This is a genomic window from Streptomyces sp. NPDC090021, assembly GCF_044748225.1.
Lineage (GTDB): Bacteria > Actinomycetota > Actinomycetes > Streptomycetales > Streptomycetaceae > Streptomyces.
In genome coordinates, this window is sequence record NZ_JBIVFO010000015.1 from 48,688 (window position 1) to 70,746 (window position 22,059).

Sequence of the window (22,059 nt, forward strand, 5' to 3'; positions counted from 1 at the left end):
ACATGTCCTGATCGAACCGGCACGCGGGTGGCGGGCCCAATGGGGGCATCCGTCGAACGCCGCCGGCCCGGGCCGGGACGGCCCGGTTTCCCCGCGCGCCGCGGCCCGGCGCAATCGGTCCGGCACCGGCGGGAACCCCGGACGCACCGCGTCCGACTACTGGCACGTGGGAGGCGCAGCCGAGCCGTCCCGCGCGGCCGAGGACGATCGAGAGGCGTGTGATGGGCGGACTGGACGTGCGCATGCGGGGGGTCGTCTGCCGGCACGGCCGGGTGGAGGCCGTCGCCGACGTGGACCTGGAGATCGCCGCCGGCGAACGCGTGGCGCTGACCGGGACCAACGGCTCGGGCAAGTCCACCCTCCTGCGCGCCGTCCTCGGCCTGCACCCCCGGACGGCGGGCTCGATCCTGGTCGGTGGCCGGGAGGGCCGCTCCCCCGCGGAGTGGGCGTGGCGGCGCCGGGCCTGTGCCTGGATCCCGCAGAAGCCGGCCGCCGGGCGCTTCCCCCTGCTCGGCAGCGAACTGCTGGCCGGGAGCAACGCCCCGGCGGAAGCGGCCGAGGCGGCGGACCGGCTCGGGGTGGGCGCGCTGACCGGCAGGCCCCTGCACACCCTGTCCGGCGGCCAGTTGCAGCGCATGTACCTGGCCCGGGCGATCGGATGCGTCGCCGCAGGCGCCGAACTGCTCCTGGCGGACGAGCCGACGGCCGCCCTCGACTTCGACGGACAGGCGGAGGCGGCCGACGTGCTCACCTCGCTGCCGGTGACCTTGATCGTGGTGACGCACGACCGGGCCCTGGCGGACCGCTGCGACCGTGTGCTGGAGATGGCCGCGGGCCGGCTGCGGGAGGTCCGGTGACGACCCTGGCCACCGCGGACCTCGGTGAACTCCTGCAGCTGCTGCCGGTGCAACGGGCCGGAGCGGCCCTGCTGCTGGCCGCCGTCGGGCTGCCCGTCATCGGTGTCGTCATCGTCGGGCTCGACATCATGCCGGTCCGGTTCGCGATGATGCACGTGGCCCTGCTGGGCATCGCCGTGGGCCTGCTCACGGGGCTCGACCCGATGCTGTGCGCGCTGGTCGCCTGCGCCCTGGCCGGTGCCGGCGTGGCCCCGCTCGCCCGTACGCCCGACGGCCTCTCGGGGGCGATGGGGCTGCTGATGAGCCTGGCCATCGCGGCGGCCCTGCTGGTACTGGCCGTGTCGGGGGTCAACGCCTCCGGCGCCTTCGCCCTGCTGTGGGGGTCGATCCTGTCCGTCGGCACCCCCGACCTGGTCGTCCTCGGCGTCCTCGCCGTCGCCGTGCCGGGCCTGTTCTGGTGGCGGCGGCGCGAGATCGGCCTGCTCCTGTACGACCGCGAGCTCGCGCTGTGCTCCGGTGTCCCGGTGCGGGCGCTCACGGCCGCGCTCCTGGTGCTGGTCGCCGTCGCGGTGGCCGGGGCCATCAAACTCACCGGCGCGCTGCTCGTCGACGCGCTGACCCTGCTGCCCGCACTCGCCGCGCGCCGCCTGGGCAGTTCGCTGAAGTCGATCACCCTGTGGGCGGTCGGCATCGGCGTCACGGTGAACCTGACGGGGTTCCTCCTGGCCCTGTGGCTGGACTGGCCGCCCGGCCCGGTCCTCGTCCTGACCGCGGGGGCGCTGGTCCTCGCGGTGCACTTCATACCCGAACGGAGAATCAGCTCATGGCGCGCACCCGCGTCCGTATCCCTGCCGTCCTCGCACTGAGCGCGGCCCTCTTCCTGACCGCCGGCTGCGGCAAGGACGCCTCGTCCACGTCCGGCGAGGACAAGAGGCAGCCGCGCACCGGCAAGCCGTCCGTGGTGGTCACGACCACCTGGGAGGGCGCCCTCGCGAAGGCCGCCGGCGCGGAGGACATCAAGGTCATCGTGCCGCAGTCCGTCCACCACGCCCCCGACTACGACCCCAAGCCCTCGGACCTCGCCGCCGTGGCCAAGGCCGACTTCGTGCTGTACGCGCCCTTCGAACCGTACGCGGCGAAGATCAAGGAGGCCGCGGGGTCCGGGGCGAAGCTCGTCGAGGTGGAGCTCGACAACGACCCCGACAAGGTGTCCGCCGAAGTCGGCCGGCTGGCCGGGCTGTTCGGCACGGCGGACGACGCCGCCCAGTGGAAGACCGGCTTCGACGCCGAGTACACGAAGCTGAACAAGGAGCTCCAGGCCGCCTGGCCGGGCGGCCGCAGTCCGTCCGTCGTGACCCAGGTCTTCACCGCGTGGTCGGCGAAGCTGGCGGGCGCCACCACGGTGGGGACGTACGGGCCGGAGGCGGTGACCCCGGCCCAGCTGGCCGAACTCGCCGCGAAGAAGCCGTCGCTGGTGCTGGACAACGCCCACATGTCCACCGGAGCGGTCCTGCCGGACTCGGGCGCCAAGCAGGTGAAGATCGTCAACTACCCGGGGGACGACCTCGATCTGCTGCCGGTGTACCGCAACGCGGCTGCGGAGCTGAAGAAGGCCATGGGTACTCCCTGACCCCCGGTCGTACGGGAGGGGCCCGGCGGCAGGTCCGCCGGGCCCCTCCCCCGTATCGGGCGCGACGCGGCGGTCCCTGACCATGATCTCCGCTCCCGTACGTCCCCTGGAGAAGTCCGTCCATACGGCGGTCATGCCGCCCGGGTCGGACAGCGGTCGTTCTACAGGAGAGCGCCGGTCTCGGTCAGCCGCCTGCGCAGGGCCGCCCGGTCGGGCTTGCCGGCGGCGGTCAGGGGCAGTTCCGCGACGACGAGGAGCCGCTCGGGGTGCTTGCGCCGCTCCAGGCCGCGCCCCGTCAGGTGTTCGCCGAGGGAGGCGAGGGTGGGGGCCTGGGCCCCCCGGGCCACGACGCAGGCCGCGAGCCGCTCCCCCATCAGCGGGTCGGGGACGCCGACGCAGGCCACGTCCCGCACCTGGGGGTGGGCGGTGAGCTCGCGCTCCACCTCGGCCGGACTGATGTTGGCGCCGCCCCGGATGACGATGTCCTTGAGGCGGCCGACGACGTGCAGGACGCTCTCGGCGTCGAGGTAGCCGAGGTCACCGGTGCGGACCCAGCCGTCGGACGTGCGGTAGCGGGCGTCCAGCTCGGGCGCGCCGACGTAGCACAGCGGGGTCATCGGGCCGCGGGAGATGATCTCCCCGACGGTGCCGTCGGGGAGTTGCTCGTGCGTCTCTGGGTCGGCGATGCGGATCTCGGCGACCCGGGGGTCGGGGTGCCCGGCGACGACGCCGGAGCCGTCGGTGGGCGGCACCGTACTGCCGAGTCCGGTATGGCAGTTGACGCCGTCGGCGGATCCGTAGAGGTTGACGACGGCGCAGCCGAAGGCCCGCGCCGCGGCGGCGGCCGTGGTCTCGTCGAGCGGCGCCCCGCCGAGGACGAGCGCGGTGGGCGGGGGCAGTTCCCCGCCGCTGCCGTCGAGGCGTTCGAGCATCATGCGGACCATGGTGGGGACGCCGAGGACGTGCGTCGGCCGGTGCTCGCGCACCGCTCCCAGCGCGGCGTCCGCCGTGAACTGGTCGAGCAGGACCAGGGTGCCGCCGTGCCGGGCGAGGGTCACCGCGGTGCCGTTGGACCCGAAGGCGGAGGCCAGCGGGACGAGGAAGAGGCAGCGCGGTGGGGTTCCGTCGGGGATGAGCGAGGCCAGGAAGTTGCCCCGGCCGCCGGCCAGCGCGTTGTGCGAGTACGCGACCATCTTGGGTTCGGCCTCGGAACCGGAGGAGACCAGGATGCGGGCGGCACTGTCGGGATCGGGCCGGGCGGGGACGAACCCGGCGGGGTCGCTGCGCAGCAGTTCCGCCAGCGGAATCGTTCCGTCGGGGAGGGTGCCCGGCCGCCCCGCGGCGATGACGTGGCGCAGGCGCGGCAGGGACCCGGAGAGCGTGCGCAGGTCGGCCGCGTGCCGGAACGCCCGGTGCTCGGTCGCGGCGATCACGGCGACGGCCTCGGCGCGGCGCAGCAGGCACTCGGCCTCCAGGACCCCCCGGCCGACGGGGAAGGGGAGGGAGACCGCGCCGAGGGCGGCCAGAGCCAGGTCGGCGATGACGGCGGCCCGGCCGTCGGGCAGTTGGACGCCGACCACGTCGCCCGGGCCGATCCCGAGGTCCCGCAGGCCGGTGGCCAGAGCGCGCACCTTGCGGTCGAGGGCGGTGTAGCAGAGCTTGCCCTTGGCGTCGATGACGGCGGTGCGGTGCAGGTCGGCGATCTGGCGTGCCCGGAAGAGGCTGTAGAGGTCGAGGTCGGGGCAGGTGCCGTCGACCACCCAGGCGCGGCGGAGTTCGGCGGGCAGCAGGTCGCGCAGTACGAGCCTGTCGGCGGTCATACGAAGCTCCAGGGGTCGGGGACTGCGGGGGCGCCGTGCGCGTCGCGGCCGATCGAGCCGGCGAATCGCGGGTCGTGGTGCAGGTCGGACAGATCGGTGGTGACGGCGGTCGCCGTCAGGCCGTGGTCGCGCAGCCGGGCCAGGGCCTCTGCCGTGGGCAGGCCGCGCAGGTCGTGGCCGGCGGCGGCGCGGGCATCGTCGTCGGCGGGTGCGATCCAGCCGTCGGCGGTGGCCAGCGGGTGGCGGAACCCGGCCGGCCGCCGGGGGTTCTCCCCGCGGGCCGCCCGGCGCAGGGCGGGGCCGGTCAGCGTGTCGGCCGCGCCGAGCAGCGAGGAGTCGACCCGTACGCCGCGGCCGGTGCGTTCGCGCATCAGCAGCCCGGCGAGGACGGCCTCGGCTCCCAGGAGTCCGCCCATGACGTCGAGGAGGGTCATCAGCGAGGGCGCGGGGCTTTCGCCCTCGGGGCGGGCGGCCTCGCCGACCCCGGTGCGGGCCTGGACCATGAAGTCGGTGCCCATGGGGGCGTCGTCGAGGCGGCCGGCCCAGCCGCTGGTGTAGGCGTGGACGAGCGCGGGATTGACGCGGGCCAGGTCGTCGGCGTCCAGGCCGAGGGCGGCGGCCTTGCCCGGCGCCCAGTTGTGCAGGAAGACGTCGGCGTGCGCCGCCATGTCCCGCAGCCGCCCGCGGTCCGCCTCCGCCTTGATGTCGATCTCGACGGCCCGCTTGCCGCGGTTGAGGGCGAGCCAGCGGGCGGAGATCCCGGAACAGGCGGGGGGCATGCCGCGCAGCGGGTCGCCGCCCGGCGGTTCGATGCGGATCACGTCGGCGCCGAGCAGCCCGAGCAGGTGCGCGGCGAGCGGCGCCTGGATGCGGCGGCCGGCCTCCAGCACGGTCAGCCCGGCCAGGGGTCCGGCGGCCGGCGCCGCGCGGACGGCCCGCCCGCCGGGCGCACGGCGGGGCCCCGGAAGCAGCGCCGGCCCGCCGGGGGCGGCCTCGGCGCCGTGGGCCGACGGGACCAGGGACCAGGGGGCGGCGCCGTCGTGCTCCGCGGCCCGTTCGGCGAGGGGGCGCAGCGCGCATACTTCGGCACCGGAGAGGTCCGCGGCGCGGCGGATCCGGTCCCAGCCGTGGGACCGCACGGTGGCGTGGAGGGCGGCCGGCAGGGGGGCGCAGGCGGTGGCGTAGCGGAACTGGAAGGGCCGCCAGCCGCCCCGCAACGCGTCCGCGGGTGCCTCCAGCGCCTTCCAGAAGGCGGCCCAGGCTCCCGGGTCGAGGGTTTCCAGTTCGAAGAGGATCCCGTCGGCGGATGTGAACGGCGGCCCGCCGGGGGCGATTTCGGCCGCCTCGCCCTCGTCGGCGCCGGCGGCCGCGAGGTACTGCGACACCGCGAGGAGTCCGGCCCGGTCGGCGCTGGTGGTGACCGGGGCGGCGGCCGTGCCGCGGGCCTGGCCCACGAGGTTCGCGAGGAGCCCCTGCACCGTGAGGACGGCGGTGGCGGTGGCGGCGTAGTCGACGGCCAGTCCCCGGGGGCTGCCGTCCCGCCGCCCGTGCACGGCCATGATGCCGGTGGCGGCCTGCACGGTGGCCTCGTCGGCGAGCCCGCTCGCGGGATCCGCCCAGGTGGCGGTCGCGTGCGCCGGTTCGAAGCCACCGCCGCCGAGTGTGATGCCGGCGGCGGGCGCGTCCCCGTGGCCGGGGCGGTCCGTCCGTGCGCCGAACAGGCGCAGGTGGTCGGTGACGACGCTCGTGATCCGGGGCGGCCCCGAGGCGTCGAAGCGCAGTGTGTCGAGCGGCCGGACCGTCTGCGTGGTGGCTGGTGACGCCATGCCTCTCCTCTCCTGGCGCGGCGGTGGCCGCAGCCCGGGTCTTGCGGGTTGCGGGAACCGGGGAGCGTCCACGCCCGACCAGTTCCACGAACAGACAGTCGGTCGGCCGTTCGTGCGAGTTCCCGCGAGTTCGCGGAGGCCCCCGAACGTTTCCGGAAGTCCGTACGCGTCCCGGAAGTTCCCGGGAAAGAGGAGGCGAGCAGTGACGGATCCCCGCACGAACCAGGCGGATGCCGTAACCGAAGCAGGAGGCGTGGCCGCCGGGGGCGCGGGGCGGGAGGCGGAGGTGGTGGCGCTGCGGGAGCGGGTCGGCCGGTTCGTCCGGGAGCGGGTGTACCCCCGGGAGTCCGTCCTGGACGGGGGCGGCCCCGAGGCCGCCGGGGTCCTGGCCGCACTGCGCGCCGAGGCGCGGGCCGAGGGGCTCTGGGCCCTGCCGCTCCCCGCCGAACTGGGCGGCGGCGGACTCTCCTTCGAGGCCTATGCCGAGCTGGCCGAGGCCGAGGGGGCCAGTGACCACGGTCCCGCCGCGCTGGGCTCGGCCCCGCTGCTCGACGTGACGATGCTGGCGCGGCACGGGCGGACCGGCGTCCGCGAGGCGTACCTGGAGCGGCTGGTCGCCGGCGAGATCCGCGCCTGCTACGCCATGACCGAGCCGGGGGTGCCCGGCACCGATCCGTTCCGGACCGCGACCCGCGCCGAACGGCACCCCGACGGCGGCTGGCTGGTGACCGGCCGCAAATGGTTCACCTCGGGCGCGGCGGATGCCGACCTGGTGACCGTCCTGGCCCGCACCTCCGGGGCGGACGGAGACCGCGAGGGGCTGTCCCTGCTGGTGGTACCCACCGGCTCGGCCGGCTTCCGCGTGGTGCGCGAACTCCCCGTGCTGGGCGCCACGGGCCAGTACGAGATCGCCCTCGACGGGGTGCGGGTCCCCGCCGGTCACCTCCTCGGCGAGCCCGGCGACGCCCTGGCCATCGCCGGCGAACGGCTCCGGCTCGGCCGTACGCTGCGCTGCCTGCGGTGGCTCGGCCAGGCACAGCGGGCCTTCGACCTGATGTGCGAGCGGGCCGCGACCCGCGACGGCTCGCACGGACCGCTCGCCGACCGGCAACTGGTGCAGGGTCACGTCTTCGACGCCCTGCTCGCGCTGCGCACCACCCGCCCCCTGGTCCGGGAGGCGGTGGCGCTCATCGCGGCCGGACGGGACGCGCGGACGGAGGTCGGCCTCGCCAAGGTCGCCGCGGCGCGGATGCTCCAGCAGGTCGCCGACTGCGCGATCCAGGTCCACGGCGCCGCCGGCCTCGGCCCGGACACCCCGCTCCCGGCCCTCTTCCGCGCCGGCCGCGCCGCCCGCATCCTCGACGGTCCGGACGAACTCCACATCACCTCGGTGGCCCGCCGAGTGCTGCGCGCCCACGGCTGGGACGGGTAGGGCGTCCGGCCGTCAGGACCGGCCGTTCAGGGGAGGGTCCACGGGCGTACTCCCGCTCAGGGCGGTCCGCGCGGGTACGCCGCAGGGGCCGGACCCGGTGGGTCCGGCCCCTGCGGGCCGCGCGTGGGGCGTCAGTTCTGGACGGGCTCCATGCAGAGGACGAACTTGTCCGTCTCCAGCTGCTGCGCGAGGGCGACATCGGCCACGCCCTGGCACGTGTCGAGGTCGAAGGTGTTGTCGACGACCTTGACGACCTTGTAGAGGTCGGCCACCTTCTCGGTGCAGCCCTTGCTCTCGACCTCGGGGTCGTTCTCCGGGCCGGTGACGACGACGCAGTCGCCGGCCTTCGCGTGCACCGGGGCCTCGCCCGTCAGGTGGGGCAGACCCAGGCGCCAGAACAGGGCGATCGCGATCGCCACGACGACGCCGAGGATCTTCTTCCCCAGGGTGCCCTTCTTCTTCGCGGGCTCGGACGGCGCGACGGGGACGTCGACCGGGCCGGAGGCGGCGGGCTGCTCGGGGGTCTGCGGCGCGGGAGGCGTGGCCATGAAGGTTCCTTGGGGACGTGTACATGATCGAACGCGCGTACGTTACCGGCTTCTGACCGCACAAAAGGGACTCTCCCCTACCGTTCTCCGATCGGATACGGAGTCGTGACCCTGTCGACCCGTCAGGTCCCCGCTAGGGCCTGTATTGAGTTGCCCCGTGGAGCAAGGAGCGGCGTTCGGTGCGTGCCCTCGGCGTGCGGGACGAATATCCTCGTAGCGGAGCTACTAGGACATTCGGCTCGTGCGCCGAGGGTGCGTGCCGGGCGTCGCGACGCCGCGGGGCAACTCAATACAGGCCCTAGATACGGGCGATGTCCACGTGGCCGTGGAGGGCGGTCAGGGCGAGGGCCAGGAAGAAGTCGCCCCAGACGAGTTCGTGGCGGACCGCCAGTCCCTTCGCCGCGTCGTAGCAGCCGTCCAGCAGCATGCCGGGCGGGCGGGTGCCGCCCTCGGGGGTGAGGTGCGTGCGGATGAGACGGTCGAGGACCTCCGCGGCGCGGAGCGCGTACTGCTCCGCGCGGGGGCCGGGCGTCCGGGCCAGTTTCAGCAGGGCCACCGCCGCGATGGCCGCGGCCGAGGTGTCGGGGGGACCGTCCGGGCAGGCGGTGTCGGCGGGCGGGACCGGCGGTCCGGTCAGCACCCCGCCGCGCGTGACCAGCAGGGCGGCCGCCGCGGAGAGACGGGCGAAGTCCCCCGCTGCGACGGCTGGTTGGAGCATCGCGTCGGCCACCGCCAGGAGCAGCCAGGCCCGGCCCCGGCTCCAGCCGGGCGGCGGGTCCTCGCAGGGCCGCCAGCCTCCCGTGGCCGCATCGTGGACCAGGGCGGGCCGGAACCAGGGGTCGCCGGTCCCGTCCAGACAGAGGTCCAGGTGCCGGTGCAGATGGGCGGCCGCCGCGGCCGCCCCGCCGGGCCCGGCGGCCGCCAGGAGCGGCACGGCGCCGGGTACGGCGTCCACGCGGGCGAGCAGGCGGGGGCCGCCCAGGGCGTCGCCCCAGGGCAGGATCCCGAGCCCCGGGTCCCAGGCCGACCGGCAGGCCCGGGCCGCCCGGGCCCGGAGCGCCGCGGCTGCGGCGTCGTCACCGGCCGCGGCGGTTCCGTACCAGAAGATGAGGCCGCGCGTGGCGGTGTCGGCCGCGGTCCACGGCGCGAGCCGGGCCGTGCACGCCGCGGCGGCCCGCCGGTCGTGCTCGGCTCCGGTGTACCGCGCGCGGAGCCACAGCAGTCCGGCCCAGAAGCCCCCGGTCCACGAGCCGCGGCCGGTCGTGGTCCACCGCCCGTCGGCGGGGTCGGCGTACAGCGGGAAGCGGGGGCCCACCTCGGCCGCGGTCACCGCCACCCGCGCCATCACCGCGGCCAGCGCCCGGCCCGTCGGCCCGCCCGAGCCGCCCGAGCCGCCCGAGCCGCCCACGCCGCCCACGCCGCTCACGCCGTGCCTCGCCGCCGGTCGCGTACCGCCCAGAGGAACGCGACGGCGGCGGCCGCCGCGAACTCCGCCGCCACCAGCAGCCACCCCGGCCCGTACCGCCCGCTCTGCGCGAGCAGGCCGAACAGCGGTGGCCCCAGGGCGAATCCGGCGAAGAACCCGGCCGCGACCAGCGCGGAGTCCTGTCCGGCCCGGCCCGGGGCGGCCCGCTGGAGGACCAGCACCATCGAGACGGCGTTGCCGGACACGGCGAACACCCCGACGGCGACCGCGCCGACCCACACCAGCGGGCCCACCACGAGGGCGGCGCCCAGCAGGGCGGCCGCGCCCAGGGCACCGCACGCGAGCCAGCCGGGCAGCCATTCGGCACGCCCCGGACGGGCCGCCTTGGACCAGCCCACCCGGCCGGCGATCCCGGCGACTCCCAGTACGGCGACCAGGGCGCCCGCCGCCGTCGGTCCCATGCCGAGGCGTTGCGCGCCGAAGAGCGCGAGGTAGGTGTTGACGGAGGCGATTCCCGCGCCGAGGAACAGCGAGAAGGCGGCAAGCCAGGCCACCATCCCGCGCGGGACGAGCTCCGTACGGGGGCCGGCCGGCGGAGCCGAAGGGTCCGCCGGGAGCACCCGCAGCGCCCACAGGCCCGTGAGCAGGGCCGCCGCGGCACCCGTCCACACCGCGCCCCGCCAGCCGATCCCGCCCGCGAGGGCCGCCAGCGGCGCTCCGGCCGCGAAGGCTCCGAGCTGGACGCCGGACTGCTTCAGGCCCGTGACGGCGCCGCGCCGGGCGGGCGGAACGGCCCGCAGCACGGCCTTGTTGGTGGCCGGGTTGGCGAGCGCCTGCGGTACGCCGCCCAGTGCGACGGCGGCCAGCAGCAGGCCGGCGCCGGGGGCGGCGCCGATCAGGGCGAGTGCCGCGGCGGAGAGGAGGAGCAGTGCGACCAGCGAGCGCCGGGGCCCGATCCGGTCGACGATCCGGCCTCCGGCCGGGGACAGGGCGGCGGCCGTCCCGAAACCGATCGTTGTGGTCAGCCCCAACAGGGCCGGTGAGAGCTCCAGTTCGGTCACCAGTCGCGGACCGAGCGCCCCGATCAGGAACAGTTGCAGCATCGAGAACGCCATGGCGCTGGTGAGGAGCGCCGTCAGTCGCCGGCCCGCACCGCCGTCCTTCTCCGTCGGCGATGCCGTCGCCGTTCCCTCCGCCGCCACAAAGTCTCCCTTCCCCGGACGTTGAACCGCTCGATCGACCGGGTAGGCAGTCGGTTGGAACGGCGGGCCGGTTCCCGCGTTCCGCTGTGCCCTGCACCACACGAGGCAGGCGGCCCCGCTGTGACATGGTGGGTCCGCGGAAACTTGTCCGGAAGTGCGCACCCCGGTGTGCGGCTCGGGAGGCCGGTGCGAGGATGAGCCCCGCCATGGAGCCGGTCCGCTGTTTACGCGCCCTGAGGGCTGTGATGTTCGCAGCCCTCTGCGTGCTGCTCGCGGCGACCGGGCACATGCTCATGTCGGGTGTCCCGGTGCCCTGGTGGGCGTTGTCCTTCGGGTTCGCGGCCACCTCGGGGACGGCATGGTCCCTCGCCGGACGTGAGCGCGGGATCCTCGCCGTCACGGTCACCGCCGTCGCCGTACAGACCGTGCTCCACTCGGGGTTCTCCCTGGCCCAGTCCCTGACGGGGCCGCCCGCCGAGCCGGCCATGGCGGCGATGCCGGCCGGAGCGGTCGGAGCCGCCGGAGCGGAAGCTGCCGCCCACGCACAGCACGGCACCCACGCGCCGTGGGCCGCCGTGGCCCCGGCCACCGGGCACATGGCCGGCGGTGGGCACATGGCGGGCACCGGGCACGAGGCCTCGGCCATGCCTGCGGTGTTGATGTCACCGGCCGGGATGGTGCTCGCCCACCTGCTCGCGGCCGTGCTCTGCGGACTGTGGCTCGCCCACGGCGAACGCGGCCTCTTCCGGGTGGTGCGCGCCGTCGCCGCACGACTGCGGGCCCCGCTGCGCCTGTTGCTCCGACCGGTCGCCCCGGCGCACCGGCCGCGCCCGCGGGTGCGCCGGCGGCGCCGGACGCGCGCACCGCGGCAGCTGTTCCTCGTCCACGCCATCACCACCCGGGGTCCGCCGACGGCGACCGCTGTCCTCTGACAGCTGGTCACCCGAGCCGCATCTGCATCTGCATGCGCATCCGCGACTGCTCTTACGCACGCCTCGCGCGCCTCACAGACCTCACATGCCCCTCGTGCACCTGATGCGTCCGACGCATTGCGTGCACCGCATGTCTCACGCGGATGCCGCGCCTCGGGCCCTCGGCCGTGCCCTCGGGCAGGCCGTGCCCCTCACCGGCCCCGCCCTTGGCGCGGTGCCGGACTCCCCTTGCACATAAGGACCTTTGGCGATGACTCCTGCCCTGACGACCATCCAGTCCGGTACCGTCGGTGAGCGTCCGGCCCGGCACACCGAGACCTCCGACGCGGCGGTGACCCGGCTGGCACTCGCCGCCCGGGACGGCGACCGCGCGAAGACGGACCGCTTCGTACGCGCCCTCCACCGCGACGTCTGGCGCTACGTCGCCTATCTGAGCGCCGACCCCCAGGCCGCGGACGACCTCACCCAGGACGTGTTCCTGCGGGCGCTCGCGAGCCTCCACCGGTTCGAGGGCCGCTCCTCCGCGCGTACCTGGCTGCTGTCCATAGCGCGGCGCACCGTCGTGGACAGCCTGCGCCACGCCGCCGCCCGGCCGAGACTGTCGGACCGCTGCGACTGGCAGACGGCCGCCGAGCAGGCCCAGCCGTACGACGTACCGGGCTTCGAGGACGGCATCGCCCTGGCGGAACTGCTGGCCGCGATCCCGGCCGAACGGCGCGAGGCGTTCGTCCTCACGCAGTTGCTCGGCCTCCCCTACGCGGAGGCGGCCGAGGCCGTCGGCTGCCCGATCGGCACGGTCCGCTCCCGCGTGGCCCGGGCGCGGACCTCCCTCGTCGCGCTGCTGACCGACACCCCCACGACCGCGCCGGAGCCGGCGGCCCCGGCCGCGCGGGGCGAGCGGGCCCCGCGGCGCACGCGCGAGGCGGCGCTCGCGGCTTCGCCCGCCTGAATTGGGACGGTCCGCAGGCACGGACCGTCCCAGGCCGGCGCCCCCGGACCACGGGGGCCCCGGGCCCGGGACGGTCCCGCCGGGCCGTGTCCGGGTCAGCGCCAGGGCCAGGGCCGGGCTGCGACGGCCTCGACCTCGGCCTCGAACAGCACATCCGCGGTGGCGAGCGCCGCGACGCCTCTGAGGGTCTGCGTGGGCGGCTTCGAACCCCAGTCGCTCCCGCACGGCCGCGGCGATCGGCCCCAGCCCGGTCACGTCGCGACCTCGCCCCCGAGCAGGAGCCTGCCGCGTAGGACGGAACGCACGGGGCGCGGGACACAGCGCGCAGCGCAGGACGCGCAGGGCGGAGTGCCCGGCACGAGCCGCGTCGGCCCGCATCAGGGGGTGCGCGCGCAAGATATCAGCCTTTCCAGGACTCGCCGGAGTGTTTATCCGATGGTGATGTCCTCCCGTAGGCGCGTCACCCCGGGCACTAGCGTCCCGTGTCACCCCCGGGAATGCGGGTGTTGCACCGCACGACGCTTGCGGAAACTCCCTGCCCCGCCACCTCCCGGCCCCACGGAGCAAGGAGGCACATTGTTGTCACTGCGGCGGAGAAGCAACCGAGGCTGGTCGACGGCCACCCGGTACTCGATCGCGAGCGGCGTCGTCATCACCGCACTCGCGCTCACCCTGATCGCCCTGCTGGTCCCCGTGGACAAGTTCGGCGACCGAGTCTCGGCAGCCGCCCCGGCTCCGGCAGCGGGCGACGACGACGGCCTCGGAACGGTGAGCACGGCGTACGGTCCGCTGACGGCCGTGGACCGGGACTTCGTCCGCAAGGTTCGACTCGCCGGGCTGTGGGAGCTGCCCGCCGGGCGGCAGGCCCAGCAGCGCGGGACGCGCCCCGCGATCCGCACGGCCGGCGATCACCTCGTGGACGGCCACACCGAACTGGACCGTCAGGCCATCCAGGTCGGCCAGGCCCTCGGCATCGACCTGCCCAACCAGCCCACCGCACAGCAGCAGGACTGGCTGGGCCAGATGAACCGCGCCAAGGGAGACGAATACGAACGACTGTTCACCCAGCTGCTGCGACGAGCACACGGAAAGGTGTTCTCCGTGCTGGCCGGGATCCGGGCACAGACCCGCAACTCCATGGTGCGAGCCCTCGCCACGTCCGCCAACGCCACGGTGCTGGACCACATCACGGTCCTTGAGGACACCGGGCTGGTCGACTTCGACGGGCTCTCCGACAATGTCCCACCGACGAAGTGAAGTGATCGCATGAGTCAAAAGGGCCACAAGCGCTCCCGGTTGTCGACCAAGCTCGTGGGAGTGGTCTCCGCGCTCGCGCTGGGCGGCGGCGGTGTCGCCTTCATCGCCGGCAACGCCTCCGCGGGCCAGGACGGCAACCGCAAGGGGCAGTTGATGACGACCATCGACTGTCCCGACGTGGGAGACAAGCTCACGTCGGTGCCCGAGCAGGCCAAGGCCGAGGTCGACGCGAACCTGGCCAAGCTGGACGACCAGGTGGCGGACGCCTACCGGCGGCTCGCCGCCGGCGAGGCCCAGGGCAATGCCCTCCTCGGCGAGCTCAAGGCCAAGCGCGAGCAGACCATCAAGGGCATGTCCGACGCGATCGACCGGGTGGCCGAGCCCCCGAAGGAGATCGCCTCCCTGGCCTCCTGCGAGATGAAGAAGGCTCCGGTCGAGGAGGACGGAGCGGCCGGCGCCGCGGCGCTGAAGGCCGGGGCCGACGCCAGGTCCGCCGCGGCCGGGAGCAAGAGCGGTCCGGCGAAGAACGACTTCGTGAACATCACCAAGGTCCGTCCGAACGTCCGCAAGCCCAGGGTCCAGGGCGGCGCCTCCAACGGCACCTTCAGCGTCCAGTGCGGCCGTAACGAGAACAAGCACTTCAACCCGGACAACGTCATCGTCGCGCCCGGCGTCTCCAACGGCGCCCACCACATGCACGACTACGTGGGCAACGTGTCCACCGACGCCTTCTCCACCAACGACAGCCTCGCCAGGGCCCGCACCACGTGCCGCAACGGTGACCAGTCCACCTACTACTGGCCGGTGCTGCGGCTGCGCGACGGCAAGGCCGAACGGGACGCGAAGGCCCCCGGCGGCGGCCAGGACGGGAACGTCGGCACCATCCTGCAGCCCAAGCAGGTGACCATCGAGTTCAAGGGGAGCCCCACCGGCAAGGTGACGGCCATGCCCCGCTTCCTGCGCATCATCACGGGTGACGCCAAGGCCTTCTCCAACGGCACGGCCAACGCCAACGCCTCCTGGAGCTGCACCGGCTTCGAGAACCGCCAGCTGAAGGACAAGTACCCGATCTGCCCCAAGGGCAGTGACGTGGTGCGCACCTTCACCTTCCAGAGCTGCTGGGACGGGCGGAACGCCGACAGCGCCAACCACCGGACCCACGTGGCCTTCCCCGACAACAACGGCCGCTGCAAGAAGGGCTTCAAGGCCATTCCGCAGCTGGTCCAGCGCATCGTGTACGGGGTGTCGCCGGGCTCCCGCATCGCCGTGGACAGCTTCCCCGAGCAGCTCCACAAGCCGGTGACCGACCACGGCGACTTCATCAACGTGATGTCGAACGGCCTGATGAACAGGGCCGTGAGCTGCATCAACGAGGGTCGTCGCTGCCGCTGACGCCCACTGCGGGGCGCTGCCCCCCTTCAGCCCCCGGGGCGGGCGCTCCCCCCATCCTCACCCCGCGCCCGCCCCGGGACAGGTGTTGGCCCGAAGCTCGCTTCGGGCCAACACCGTTTTGTGTGCCCGTCCCTCGGCCCCGTCACGGAGGGCTGGACCGCGGGTACGTACGCACGCGCTCCGGCGGTGACCGCGGACGGTGTGGACGGTGTGGACGGTGTGGACGGTGTGCGCGGGCCGCACCGGCGCCCGGTCGGCGGCAGCGGACGGTCTGCTGAGCGGGCGACGCCGCGTCGGTGCCGGCGGACGGTGCGCGGGACCACGCGTACGCAGGTCCGGTGCCGGCGGACGGTGCCCGGGACCGCACGCACCCCGGTCCGTGGACGACCGCGGCGTACGTGGGCACACGAAAGCCCGGCCCGGCCCCGTGACGACGGGGCCGGGCCGGGCTGTTGAGGTTCAGGGGTGTCGATCAGGGGTGTCGATCAGGGGTGTGGGGTCGGGGTGTGGACCAGGGATGTGGATTCACAGGAGTGCGGGTCAAGGGTGTGGGTTCAGGGGTGTGGATTCAGGGGTGTGAGGTCCGGGGTGTGGTTCAGAGGCCGTTGACTCGGGCCATACGGCCGACGACGACGGGGGTGAAGTCCGCCTGGATCACGCGGGCCGTCCTGCGGGTCACGCGGGAGTGCTGGCGCCGCACCTGGGCCATCAGGCGGCGGCTGCGCAGGGCCATCTCCAGCTCGAACCGGGTCCGCGGGTCACGCAGGCCGGTTCCGAAGAGCTTCTCCAGCTGCCGCATCCGGTACCGCACGGTCTGCGGGTGCACACTGAGGGCCTTCGCGGCCTCGGGGGCGCCGCCGCCCTCCAGCCAGGCGAGGAGGGTCACCTCCAGGCGCTCGCTCTGCCGCGGGGTCAGGTCCGCGAGGGGCCGCAGCCACCGGGCGGCCAGAGCATGGGCCAGAGGTTCGTCCTGGAGCAGGAGCAGGGTCGAGAGGTGGTCGTCGACGAAGACGGCCCTTGCCTCCGTGCCCGGCCGACTGGGGGTCAGCGCGGCCAGGCGCAGGGCCCAGCGCAGGGAAGAGGCGGTGTCCCGGAGCGGGACTGCGTGGCCCACGGCCGCGAACCGGCCGCGCAGCAGGTGCTCCAGCGGTATCCGGACATCGGGCTCCGGGCTCGGGACCAGCAGGCACGGCCGGCCCGCGAACATTCCGACGAGAGCGTCCTCCAGGACGCCCGCCAGCTGCTGCGCCTCGCCGGGCGTGGCCGGCACAATGGCCCGTACGGCCAGCGGGAGGGTCCATCCGGCCGCCTCGGCGAGCTCGGTGAGGGAGCTGTCGGACGCGACACGGTCGTCGGTGAGGGTCCGGAACAGCTCCTGGCGGGCCCGTTCGCCCGGACGGCTGCCTTCACCGTTCTCCTCCTCGGTCACTTCCCGGGTGTTCGACCGGATGCGCATGCGCGCGGGCTCGCGGATCCCGTCGCGGGAGCCCGGGCGGGCCGCTTCGCGGATGTGGTCGCGCCGGCCCTCGTGCGTGATCTCGCACTCGTCCGTGAAAGTCGCCTCCTTGCTGCCGGCCGTCCTGCGGCCCGCGGTGTCGTGCTCGGTTCCGACGATTTCGACCTGGGTCTCTGCCTGCTCCTGCTCCTGGCACTCGTCCGGTGCTTGTTCCCGGGAGCGTTCCTGGTAGCCGAGGGTGGTGAGGAGAGCCTCTTCCACGCGCTGCCGGAGCAGCTCTTCATCAATGGCATCGTTGTCATCGACAAGAGCGGAAAGTTCCGGAATTCCATGCAGAAGCTCCTCCACTATCTCGGCGGCCAGTGCGGGAAGTTCCCTGCGCAGGACGCGCGTCCACTCGCCTCGGGGGCGGGACCAGATGCGGTTCAGAAGTTCGCACATCGTTTTCCTCGTTCGTGCTGGGGTGAGGCCTGCCCGGGGAAGAGCGGCAAGCCCGCCGAGGTTGCCTCCCGTGTCAACAGCTCTGTCCGACATGGGAGTTGCGGCCCTCGTACTCCCTCCTGGAGAGGTCCGACCACCCACGGTCCCGGGACTTTGCCTTCTTTTTGCCGTCCAGGATGCGTAGGTGACGGGCGGGTGCGGTGGCCTGTCGCAACCTCCGCTGGAGGGGAATCTTCCGGTGTTGTTCGATGCGCCGGAGACGCGCTGCGAGAAATTATCACGTTTCGATAAATCCTGTGGAGCTGATGTGACGCTCCACGATGCTGCTGCACTCCGGCCCCAAGTTCCCTCGGCCGGCGCGGAGTTCCACAGCGCGGCCGGGCACAGACGACAACGACCCCCTGGGTGCCGAGCGCGAGGTGGAGCGCTCGGAGCCCAGGCGCACAGGAGACCTGGATGCCCCTGCCCCAGCCGCACATGCCTCGCCCGCACAGGGCGCGCCGTAAGAGCCGACACGCGGCATCGGCTCCGGCCGCAGGACGGAGGGCCGTCCGGCGGCCCTCCCTGCTGCCGACACCCGGACGGATGAGTCCGGGCGCACTCAGCGCCGTCGGCGCGGCCATCCTCTCCCTCACCGTGGCCGCCCGCGCGGGTGCTTTCTCGCAGCTCTGGGACTTCCTCGACTTCGGGGCGGGCGTCCTCTCGCTCGTCTCGCTCACCTCGACCGTCCTGTGGGGGCTGATCTCCACCGACCGGCTGTTGCTGAAATCGGGTCACCGACTGCTGGCCCAGGGCGTGCACCGCGGCCTGGCCGTCTCCGGGCTCGGCTTCCTGGCCCTCCACATATGGGTCAAGGTCGCCGAGCAGCGGACGACCGCGTCCGCGGCGGCGGTGCCGTTCACCGATGTCGGACAGCCCGTGCTGATCGGGCTCGGCAGTCTCGCCGGGTACCTCTTCGTAGCGGTCGCGGTCTCCGGCGCGGTCCGCAGCGTGTTCGCCACCAACGGCCGGTCCCTGTGGTGGCGGGCCCTGCACTTCGCCGCCTATCCGGCGTGGGGCGCCTCACTGGTCCACGGACTGAAGGCGGGACGCGCCGCCGACCTCTACGTCACCGTGTCGTACGCCCTGTGCCTGCTCGGTGTCGCCGGAATGCTCGCGTTCCGGCTCAAGGCCAGGATGGACGACTCGGCGTCCGGCTCCCCCGGCCCGACCGACGTTCCGGAGCCGCCCGTCGTGGCCGCCGTGCCCAGGCAGCGGCGGGAGTCGCGCGCCCGGGCCTCCGGGAGCCGGGCGGCCGGCAACCGGGAGAAGTTCACCGGACCGGCCGCGCCACCCATGGACGACCAACCCGCTCTCAAGGCCGTGTACGCGGCCGACCCGGCCGGCTCCTCCATGGACGCCGGCTGGGGCATGGGCACCGCCGCGGGCATGGGCACGGCCCCGGGCATGGACGGCGACCAGTTCGTCACCCGTGAGTGGCGGCTGTGAGCGGCTTCCCGCGCCCCAGCCTCGGTTGTGTGGGCGCTCCCAGACTGCTGGCCGGTCTCGACCAGGCCCCCCGGCTCGACCGCGTCGCCCATCTGACCACGCACGGACAACTGCCGCGCTACCGGCCGGACGAGCTCGTCGACCTCGCCGAGAACATCGACCTGCGCGGACGCGGCGGGGCCGGGTTCCCCTTCGCCAGGAAGCTCCGCGCCGTCATGCGCGCGAGCGAGGGGCGCGACACGGGGACCGCGGTCGTCGTCAACGCCAGTGAGGGCGAGCCCAGTTGCCTCAAGGACAAGGCGCTGCTGCTGCACGTCCCGCACCTGGTGCTCGACGGAGCCCTGCTGGCCGCCGCCGCGGTCGGCGCCGACGACGTCGTCATCGGCGTCACCCGGCCCGACGTGGAGCAGTCTCTGCGCGCGGCCGTCGCCGAACGCGGCCCCGCGGGCCGCCAGGTGCGGGTGCAGGCCCTGCCCGAACGGTTCGTGACCGGGGAGAGCACCTCCATGGTCAACGGCCTGAACGGGGGGCCGACGCTGCCGTCGGGGCAGAAGATCCGGACCAGCGAGCGGGGTCTGGGCGGCATGCCCACCCTGTTCTCCAACACCGAGACCTACGCCCAGCTCGCCGTGGCGGCACGCCTCGGTGCGCTGGACTACCGGTCCGTGGGTCTGCCGTCCGAGCCCGGCACCGTGATGCTGACCATCGCCGGCTCCACGGTCGTCGAGGCACCCCTGGGGACCTCGCTGGCGTACGTGCTGGAGCTGTGCGGCCTCGATCCGGGCCAGGGCGTCCTGGTGGGCGGCTACCACGGCAAATGGCTGGATCCCGGGTCCGCGCGCATCGCCGACCTGTCCCGGGGATCCCTTGCGGCCTTCGACGCGGTACTGGGGGCGGGAGCGGTCCTGCCCCTGCCGAACGACACCTGCCCAGCCGGCGAGGTGGCGAAGGTGACCCGGTGGATGGCGGACGAGACGGCCGGTCAGTGCGGCCCCTGTTTCCGGGGCCTGCCCGCGCTGGCCGACGTGGTGGAGGACGCGGTCAGAGGCGGCGGAAGAAGCGCGCTGGAGACCATCGAAGCCCGGATGAAAGTGGTACGGCGCCGGGGCGCGTGCAGCCATCCGGACGGCACCGCGGCCTTCGTGGCGTCGGCGCTCGCGGCGTTCCCGGACGAGTTCCGCGACCACGCCCTCGGCAGCGGCTGCGGCCGACGGGTGGTGGGGGCGCTGCCCCTGCCGAAGGACGAGACCCCGGAGGAACGCCTGCTCGTGGACTGGACGCTGTGCCGGGGCCACGGGCTGTGCGTGGACATCCTCCCGGACGTCGTACGGCTCGACGCGGACGGATACCCGTCCCAGGCGTCCATGCCCGTGCCCGCGCAGCTGCGGCAGAAGGCCCAGCGCGCGGTGCGCCGCTGCCCCGCCCTCGCACTGCGCATCCAGGACTGAACCAATACCCCCGGGTTCAATGTTGGCGCGATCTGACAAATTCTGAAGGAGATCGGCATTCTCCGCCACCAGCCCCGTAGAAATTACCCAAGGCACGAGAACGCGAATCCTGACCTGAAGGAGAGATCGTGAAGAAAATGCGTCGTGGAGTATTCGCCGGGTCGGCCGTCGCGGTATTGATGCTGACCGCCGCATGCGGCAGCGGCGACAACTCCGCGGGAAAGGGAGATTTGGTCCAGCCGGTGGGCGACAGCAAACAGGCGGGGTCCGGCTACGACGGCTACGGAGGCGGATCGGGCGCCGTGCCGGCGGCCGACACCGTGAAGTCCGGCCCGGCCGGAGAGCTCAAGGTGCAGGCCACCACGGAGCTGGGGAACACGGTCACCGACAGCGCCGGGTTCACGCTCTACCGGTTCGACAAGGACACGCCGAAGCCCCCGAAGTCCAACTGTGAGGGCGACTGTGCCGCGGCCTGGCCGGCGGTCTCCGCGGACGACGCGTCGGCCGGGGAGGGCATCGACAAGAGCCTGCTCGGGTCGGTCGAACGGGCCGACGGCACGAAGCAGTTGACCCTGGCGGGCTGGCCGGTGTACCGCTACGCGAAGGACACCAAGGCCGGCGACACCCTCGGCGAGGGCGTCGGCGGGACCTGGCACGTGCTGGCGCCCGACGGCAAGCCGGCGAAGGCCGGCAACAACGCGGGCTCCGGTTCCGGCGCCGACCCGAGCGCGGGCGGCGGTGCGGGCGAGGCCGGCGGGGAGGGGAAGACGCAGGCCGACCCGATCGGCGTCAACCGGGACACGAAGCTCGGCGCCATCCTCACGGACGCGGAGGGCCGCACGCTCTACCGGTTCGACAAGGACAGCGCCTGGCCGATGAAGACCAATTGCCTCGGCGCCTGCCTGAACACGTGGAAGCCCGCCAAGGCCGTCGACAAGGAATTGGTGAAGGGAATTCCCGCCGAATTGGTAGGCACGTTCAAGCGGCCCGACGGGACCGAGCAGCTGACGATCGACTGCTGGCCGCTGTACACCTTCACCGGTGACAAGGAACCGGGTGACATCAACGGACAGGGCAATAAGGGCGTCTGGTTCGCGGTCTCCGACAAGGGCAAGAAGGTGACGGCCACCGGCTGAGCCCGCGGAGCCCACTCCCAAGGGCTGCACGCGGCGCACAGCACCCCACAGCACAACACCCCCGAAACGCGTGGTGCCCGGGCCCCTCCCCTCCCGGGCACCACGACCTCTTTTCCCCCGATCAGCCCGTGAGGTCCCGATGCCGTCCACCGCCCGCCCCGCCCTCCGGATCCGCCCGTCGCTCGCGGCCGTCGCCGCGGCGTGCGTCACCGTGCTGCTGTGCGGAGGATGCGCCGGGCACGCGGCCACGCCCGCCTCCGGGCCCGCGGCCACGCCCGCCTCCGGGGAGGCGGCCAAGCCCGCGACCTCGATCGAGGAGATCGCGACGGCCATCGGCTGCACGGCCGAAGTGAGCATGGAGGCAGACGAGTTGCGGCAGGGCGGCTGCCAGACCGAGCAGGGCGCCTACCGCATGGTCACCTTCGCCGCCCAGAAGGGGCTGAGCGCCTGGCTGGACGAGGCCCGCGCCTACGGCGGGGTCTACCTGGTGGGTGACCGCTGGGTCGTCACCACCCAGTCTGCGGACGCCCTGAACGCGCTCCGCGAACGGCTCGGCGGCTCCGTGGAGACCGGCACCGCGCACGACGGGCCCTCGTCCGGGCACACGGACCCCTCCGGGCACGCCGCACCCTCCGGTGGGGCCGCGCCCTCCGGGAGCCCGGCGCCGGGCGGGGAGGCGGCGCCCTCCGCGCCCGCCGGCTCCTCGGAGCACTCCGGGCACTCGACTCCCCCCGCGGGAAGCTGAATCGGGCGGCGGACCCGGCGGCCGAACCGGCGGCGGCGTGTCGGCCAGTGTCCTGTATCGGCTCATTCGTGAGG

General features: G+C 73.9%; 18 protein-coding genes. 12 read left to right on the forward strand and 6 right to left on the reverse strand.

All coding sequences use genetic code 11. The features are described from left to right. Positions 1-221 precede the first annotated feature (221 nt). The 3 genes from ACIPXC_RS14320 to ACIPXC_RS14330 are packed head-to-tail and all read left to right on the forward strand — an operon-like array spanning position 222 to position 2,487. Positions 222-857 (forward strand): metal ABC transporter ATP-binding protein, encoded by a 636-nt coding sequence (locus tag ACIPXC_RS14320; RefSeq protein WP_401616911.1) that lies wholly within the window; start codon positions 222-224, stop codon positions 855-857. Beyond that, positions 854-1,723, forward strand: a complete 870-nt coding sequence (locus ACIPXC_RS14325) for a metal ABC transporter permease (protein ID WP_386459771.1) — start codon at positions 854-856, stop codon at positions 1,721-1,723. Before ACIPXC_RS14320 ends, ACIPXC_RS14325 begins: the two co-directional genes overlap by 4 nt. Then, positions 1,681-2,487 (forward strand): ABC transporter substrate-binding protein, encoded by an 807-nt coding sequence (locus ACIPXC_RS14330; protein WP_401616915.1) that lies wholly within the window; start codon positions 1,681-1,683, stop codon positions 2,485-2,487. Before ACIPXC_RS14325 ends, ACIPXC_RS14330 begins: the two co-directional genes overlap by 43 nt. A 161-nt stretch (positions 2,488-2,648) precedes the next feature. On the opposite strand, the gene ACIPXC_RS14335 is transcribed toward ACIPXC_RS14330, so the two are convergent. Continuing rightward, positions 2,649-4,307: an AMP-binding protein gene (locus tag ACIPXC_RS14335; RefSeq protein ID WP_401616917.1), complete on the reverse strand. Its 1,659-nt coding sequence runs from the start codon at positions 4,305-4,307 to the stop codon at positions 2,649-2,651. After that, positions 4,304-6,133 (reverse strand): CoA transferase, encoded by a 1,830-nt coding sequence (locus ACIPXC_RS14340; protein ID WP_401616920.1) that lies wholly within the window; start codon positions 6,131-6,133, stop codon positions 4,304-4,306. Before ACIPXC_RS14340 ends, ACIPXC_RS14335 begins: the two co-directional genes overlap by 4 nt. 253 nt (positions 6,134-6,386) lie before the next feature. On the opposite strand from ACIPXC_RS14340, the gene ACIPXC_RS14345 reads away from it, so the two are divergent. Next, positions 6,387-7,565, forward strand: a complete 1,179-nt coding sequence (locus ACIPXC_RS14345) for an acyl-CoA dehydrogenase family protein (protein ID WP_401617164.1) — start codon at positions 6,387-6,389, stop codon at positions 7,563-7,565. Positions 7,566-7,696: 131 nt separating this feature from the next. Here the strand turns inward: ACIPXC_RS14345 and ACIPXC_RS14350 are convergent, their stop codons facing one another. The 3 genes from ACIPXC_RS14350 to ACIPXC_RS14360 form a co-directional block, all read right to left on the reverse strand. Then, positions 7,697-8,113: a hypothetical protein gene (locus tag ACIPXC_RS14350; protein ID WP_401616923.1), complete on the reverse strand. Its 417-nt coding sequence runs from the start codon at positions 8,111-8,113 to the stop codon at positions 7,697-7,699. A 298-nt stretch (positions 8,114-8,411) separates the two neighbouring features. Then, complete coding sequence (locus ACIPXC_RS14355; RefSeq protein ID WP_401616925.1) at positions 8,412-9,539, reverse strand: sugar ABC transporter permease; 1,128 nt, start codon at positions 9,537-9,539, stop codon at positions 8,412-8,414. After that, positions 9,536-10,741 carry an MFS transporter gene (locus tag ACIPXC_RS14360; RefSeq protein WP_401616927.1) on the reverse strand — a complete coding sequence of 402 codons (1,206 nt, stop codon included), beginning with the start codon at positions 10,739-10,741 and terminating at the stop codon, positions 9,536-9,538. Before ACIPXC_RS14360 ends, ACIPXC_RS14355 begins: the two co-directional genes overlap by 4 nt. Positions 10,742-10,935: 194 nt before the next feature. Between ACIPXC_RS14360 and ACIPXC_RS14365 the strand changes: the two genes are divergently transcribed. From ACIPXC_RS14365 to ACIPXC_RS14380, 4 genes are all read left to right on the forward strand, one after another. After that, entirely contained in the window at positions 10,936-11,673 is a 738-nt protein-coding gene (locus ACIPXC_RS14365) for a hypothetical protein (protein WP_401616929.1), read from the forward strand. Between the two features lie 250 nt (positions 11,674-11,923). After that, entirely contained in the window at positions 11,924-12,622 is a 699-nt protein-coding gene (locus ACIPXC_RS14370; RefSeq protein ID WP_401616932.1) for a sigma-70 family RNA polymerase sigma factor, read from the forward strand. A 579-nt stretch (positions 12,623-13,201) separates the two neighbouring features. After that, positions 13,202-13,879 carry a DUF4142 domain-containing protein gene (locus ACIPXC_RS14375; protein ID WP_401616935.1) on the forward strand — a complete coding sequence of 226 codons (678 nt, stop codon included), beginning with the start codon at positions 13,202-13,204 and terminating at the stop codon, positions 13,877-13,879. 9 nt (positions 13,880-13,888) lie between these two features. Beyond that, entirely contained in the window at positions 13,889-15,271 is a 1,383-nt protein-coding gene (locus ACIPXC_RS14380) for a DUF1996 domain-containing protein (protein ID WP_401616938.1), read from the forward strand. Between the two features lie 595 nt (positions 15,272-15,866). Here ACIPXC_RS14380 and ACIPXC_RS14385 read toward each other — a convergent pair. Then, entirely contained in the window at positions 15,867-17,168 is a 1,302-nt protein-coding gene (locus ACIPXC_RS14385) for a PucR family transcriptional regulator (protein ID WP_401616940.1), read from the reverse strand. Between the two features lie 585 nt (positions 17,169-17,753). Between ACIPXC_RS14385 and ACIPXC_RS14390 the strand changes: the two genes are divergently transcribed. The 4 genes from ACIPXC_RS14390 to ACIPXC_RS14405 all read left to right on the forward strand — a co-directional run bounded on the left by ACIPXC_RS14390 (position 17,754) and on the right by ACIPXC_RS14405 (position 21,985). Beyond that, positions 17,754-18,656: a hypothetical protein gene (locus ACIPXC_RS14390; protein WP_401616943.1), complete on the forward strand. Its 903-nt coding sequence runs from the start codon at positions 17,754-17,756 to the stop codon at positions 18,654-18,656. A gap of 29 nt (positions 18,657-18,685) precedes the next feature. Then, positions 18,686-20,104 (forward strand): NADH-ubiquinone oxidoreductase-F iron-sulfur binding region domain-containing protein, encoded by a 1,419-nt coding sequence (locus ACIPXC_RS14395; protein ID WP_400735789.1) that lies wholly within the window; start codon positions 18,686-18,688, stop codon positions 20,102-20,104. A 137-nt stretch (positions 20,105-20,241) separates the two neighbouring features. Continuing rightward, positions 20,242-21,240 carry an SCO0930 family lipoprotein gene (locus ACIPXC_RS14400; protein ID WP_401616950.1) on the forward strand — a complete coding sequence of 333 codons (999 nt, stop codon included), beginning with the start codon at positions 20,242-20,244 and terminating at the stop codon, positions 21,238-21,240. Positions 21,241-21,379: 139 nt separating this feature from the next. Continuing rightward, positions 21,380-21,985: a hypothetical protein gene (locus tag ACIPXC_RS14405; RefSeq protein WP_401616953.1), complete on the forward strand. Its 606-nt coding sequence runs from the start codon at positions 21,380-21,382 to the stop codon at positions 21,983-21,985. The last annotated feature ends 74 nt before the right edge of the window (positions 21,986-22,059 follow it).

Bases quoted from the DNA above. Each gene is read 5' to 3' on its own strand.
- ACIPXC_RS14320 (WP_401616911.1), top strand. From the start codon at position 222: ATGGGCGGACTGGACGTGCGCATGCGGGGGGTCGTCTGCCGGCACGGC.
- ACIPXC_RS14330 (WP_401616915.1), top strand. From the start codon at position 1,681: ATGGCGCGCACCCGCGTCCGTATCCCTGCCGTCCTCGCACTGAGCGCG.
- ACIPXC_RS14335 (WP_401616917.1), bottom strand. From the start codon at position 4,307: ATGACCGCCGACAGGCTCGTACTGCGCGACCTGCTGCCCGCCGAACTC.
- ACIPXC_RS14340 (WP_401616920.1), bottom strand. From the start codon at position 6,133: ATGGCGTCACCAGCCACCACGCAGACGGTCCGGCCGCTCGACACACTG.
- ACIPXC_RS14350 (WP_401616923.1), bottom strand. From the start codon at position 8,113: ATGGCCACGCCTCCCGCGCCGCAGACCCCCGAGCAGCCCGCCGCCTCC.
- ACIPXC_RS14365 (WP_401616929.1), top strand. From the start codon at position 10,936: ATGAGCCCCGCCATGGAGCCGGTCCGCTGTTTACGCGCCCTGAGGGCT.
- ACIPXC_RS14370 (WP_401616932.1), top strand. From the start codon at position 11,924: ATGACTCCTGCCCTGACGACCATCCAGTCCGGTACCGTCGGTGAGCGT.
- ACIPXC_RS14380 (WP_401616938.1), top strand. From the start codon at position 13,889: ATGAGTCAAAAGGGCCACAAGCGCTCCCGGTTGTCGACCAAGCTCGTG.
- ACIPXC_RS14385 (WP_401616940.1), bottom strand. From the start codon at position 17,168: ATGTGCGAACTTCTGAACCGCATCTGGTCCCGCCCCCGAGGCGAGTGG.
- ACIPXC_RS14390 (WP_401616943.1), top strand. From the start codon at position 17,754: ATGAGTCCGGGCGCACTCAGCGCCGTCGGCGCGGCCATCCTCTCCCTC.
- ACIPXC_RS14400 (WP_401616950.1), top strand. From the start codon at position 20,242: ATGCGTCGTGGAGTATTCGCCGGGTCGGCCGTCGCGGTATTGATGCTG.
- ACIPXC_RS14405 (WP_401616953.1), top strand. From the start codon at position 21,380: ATGCCGTCCACCGCCCGCCCCGCCCTCCGGATCCGCCCGTCGCTCGCG.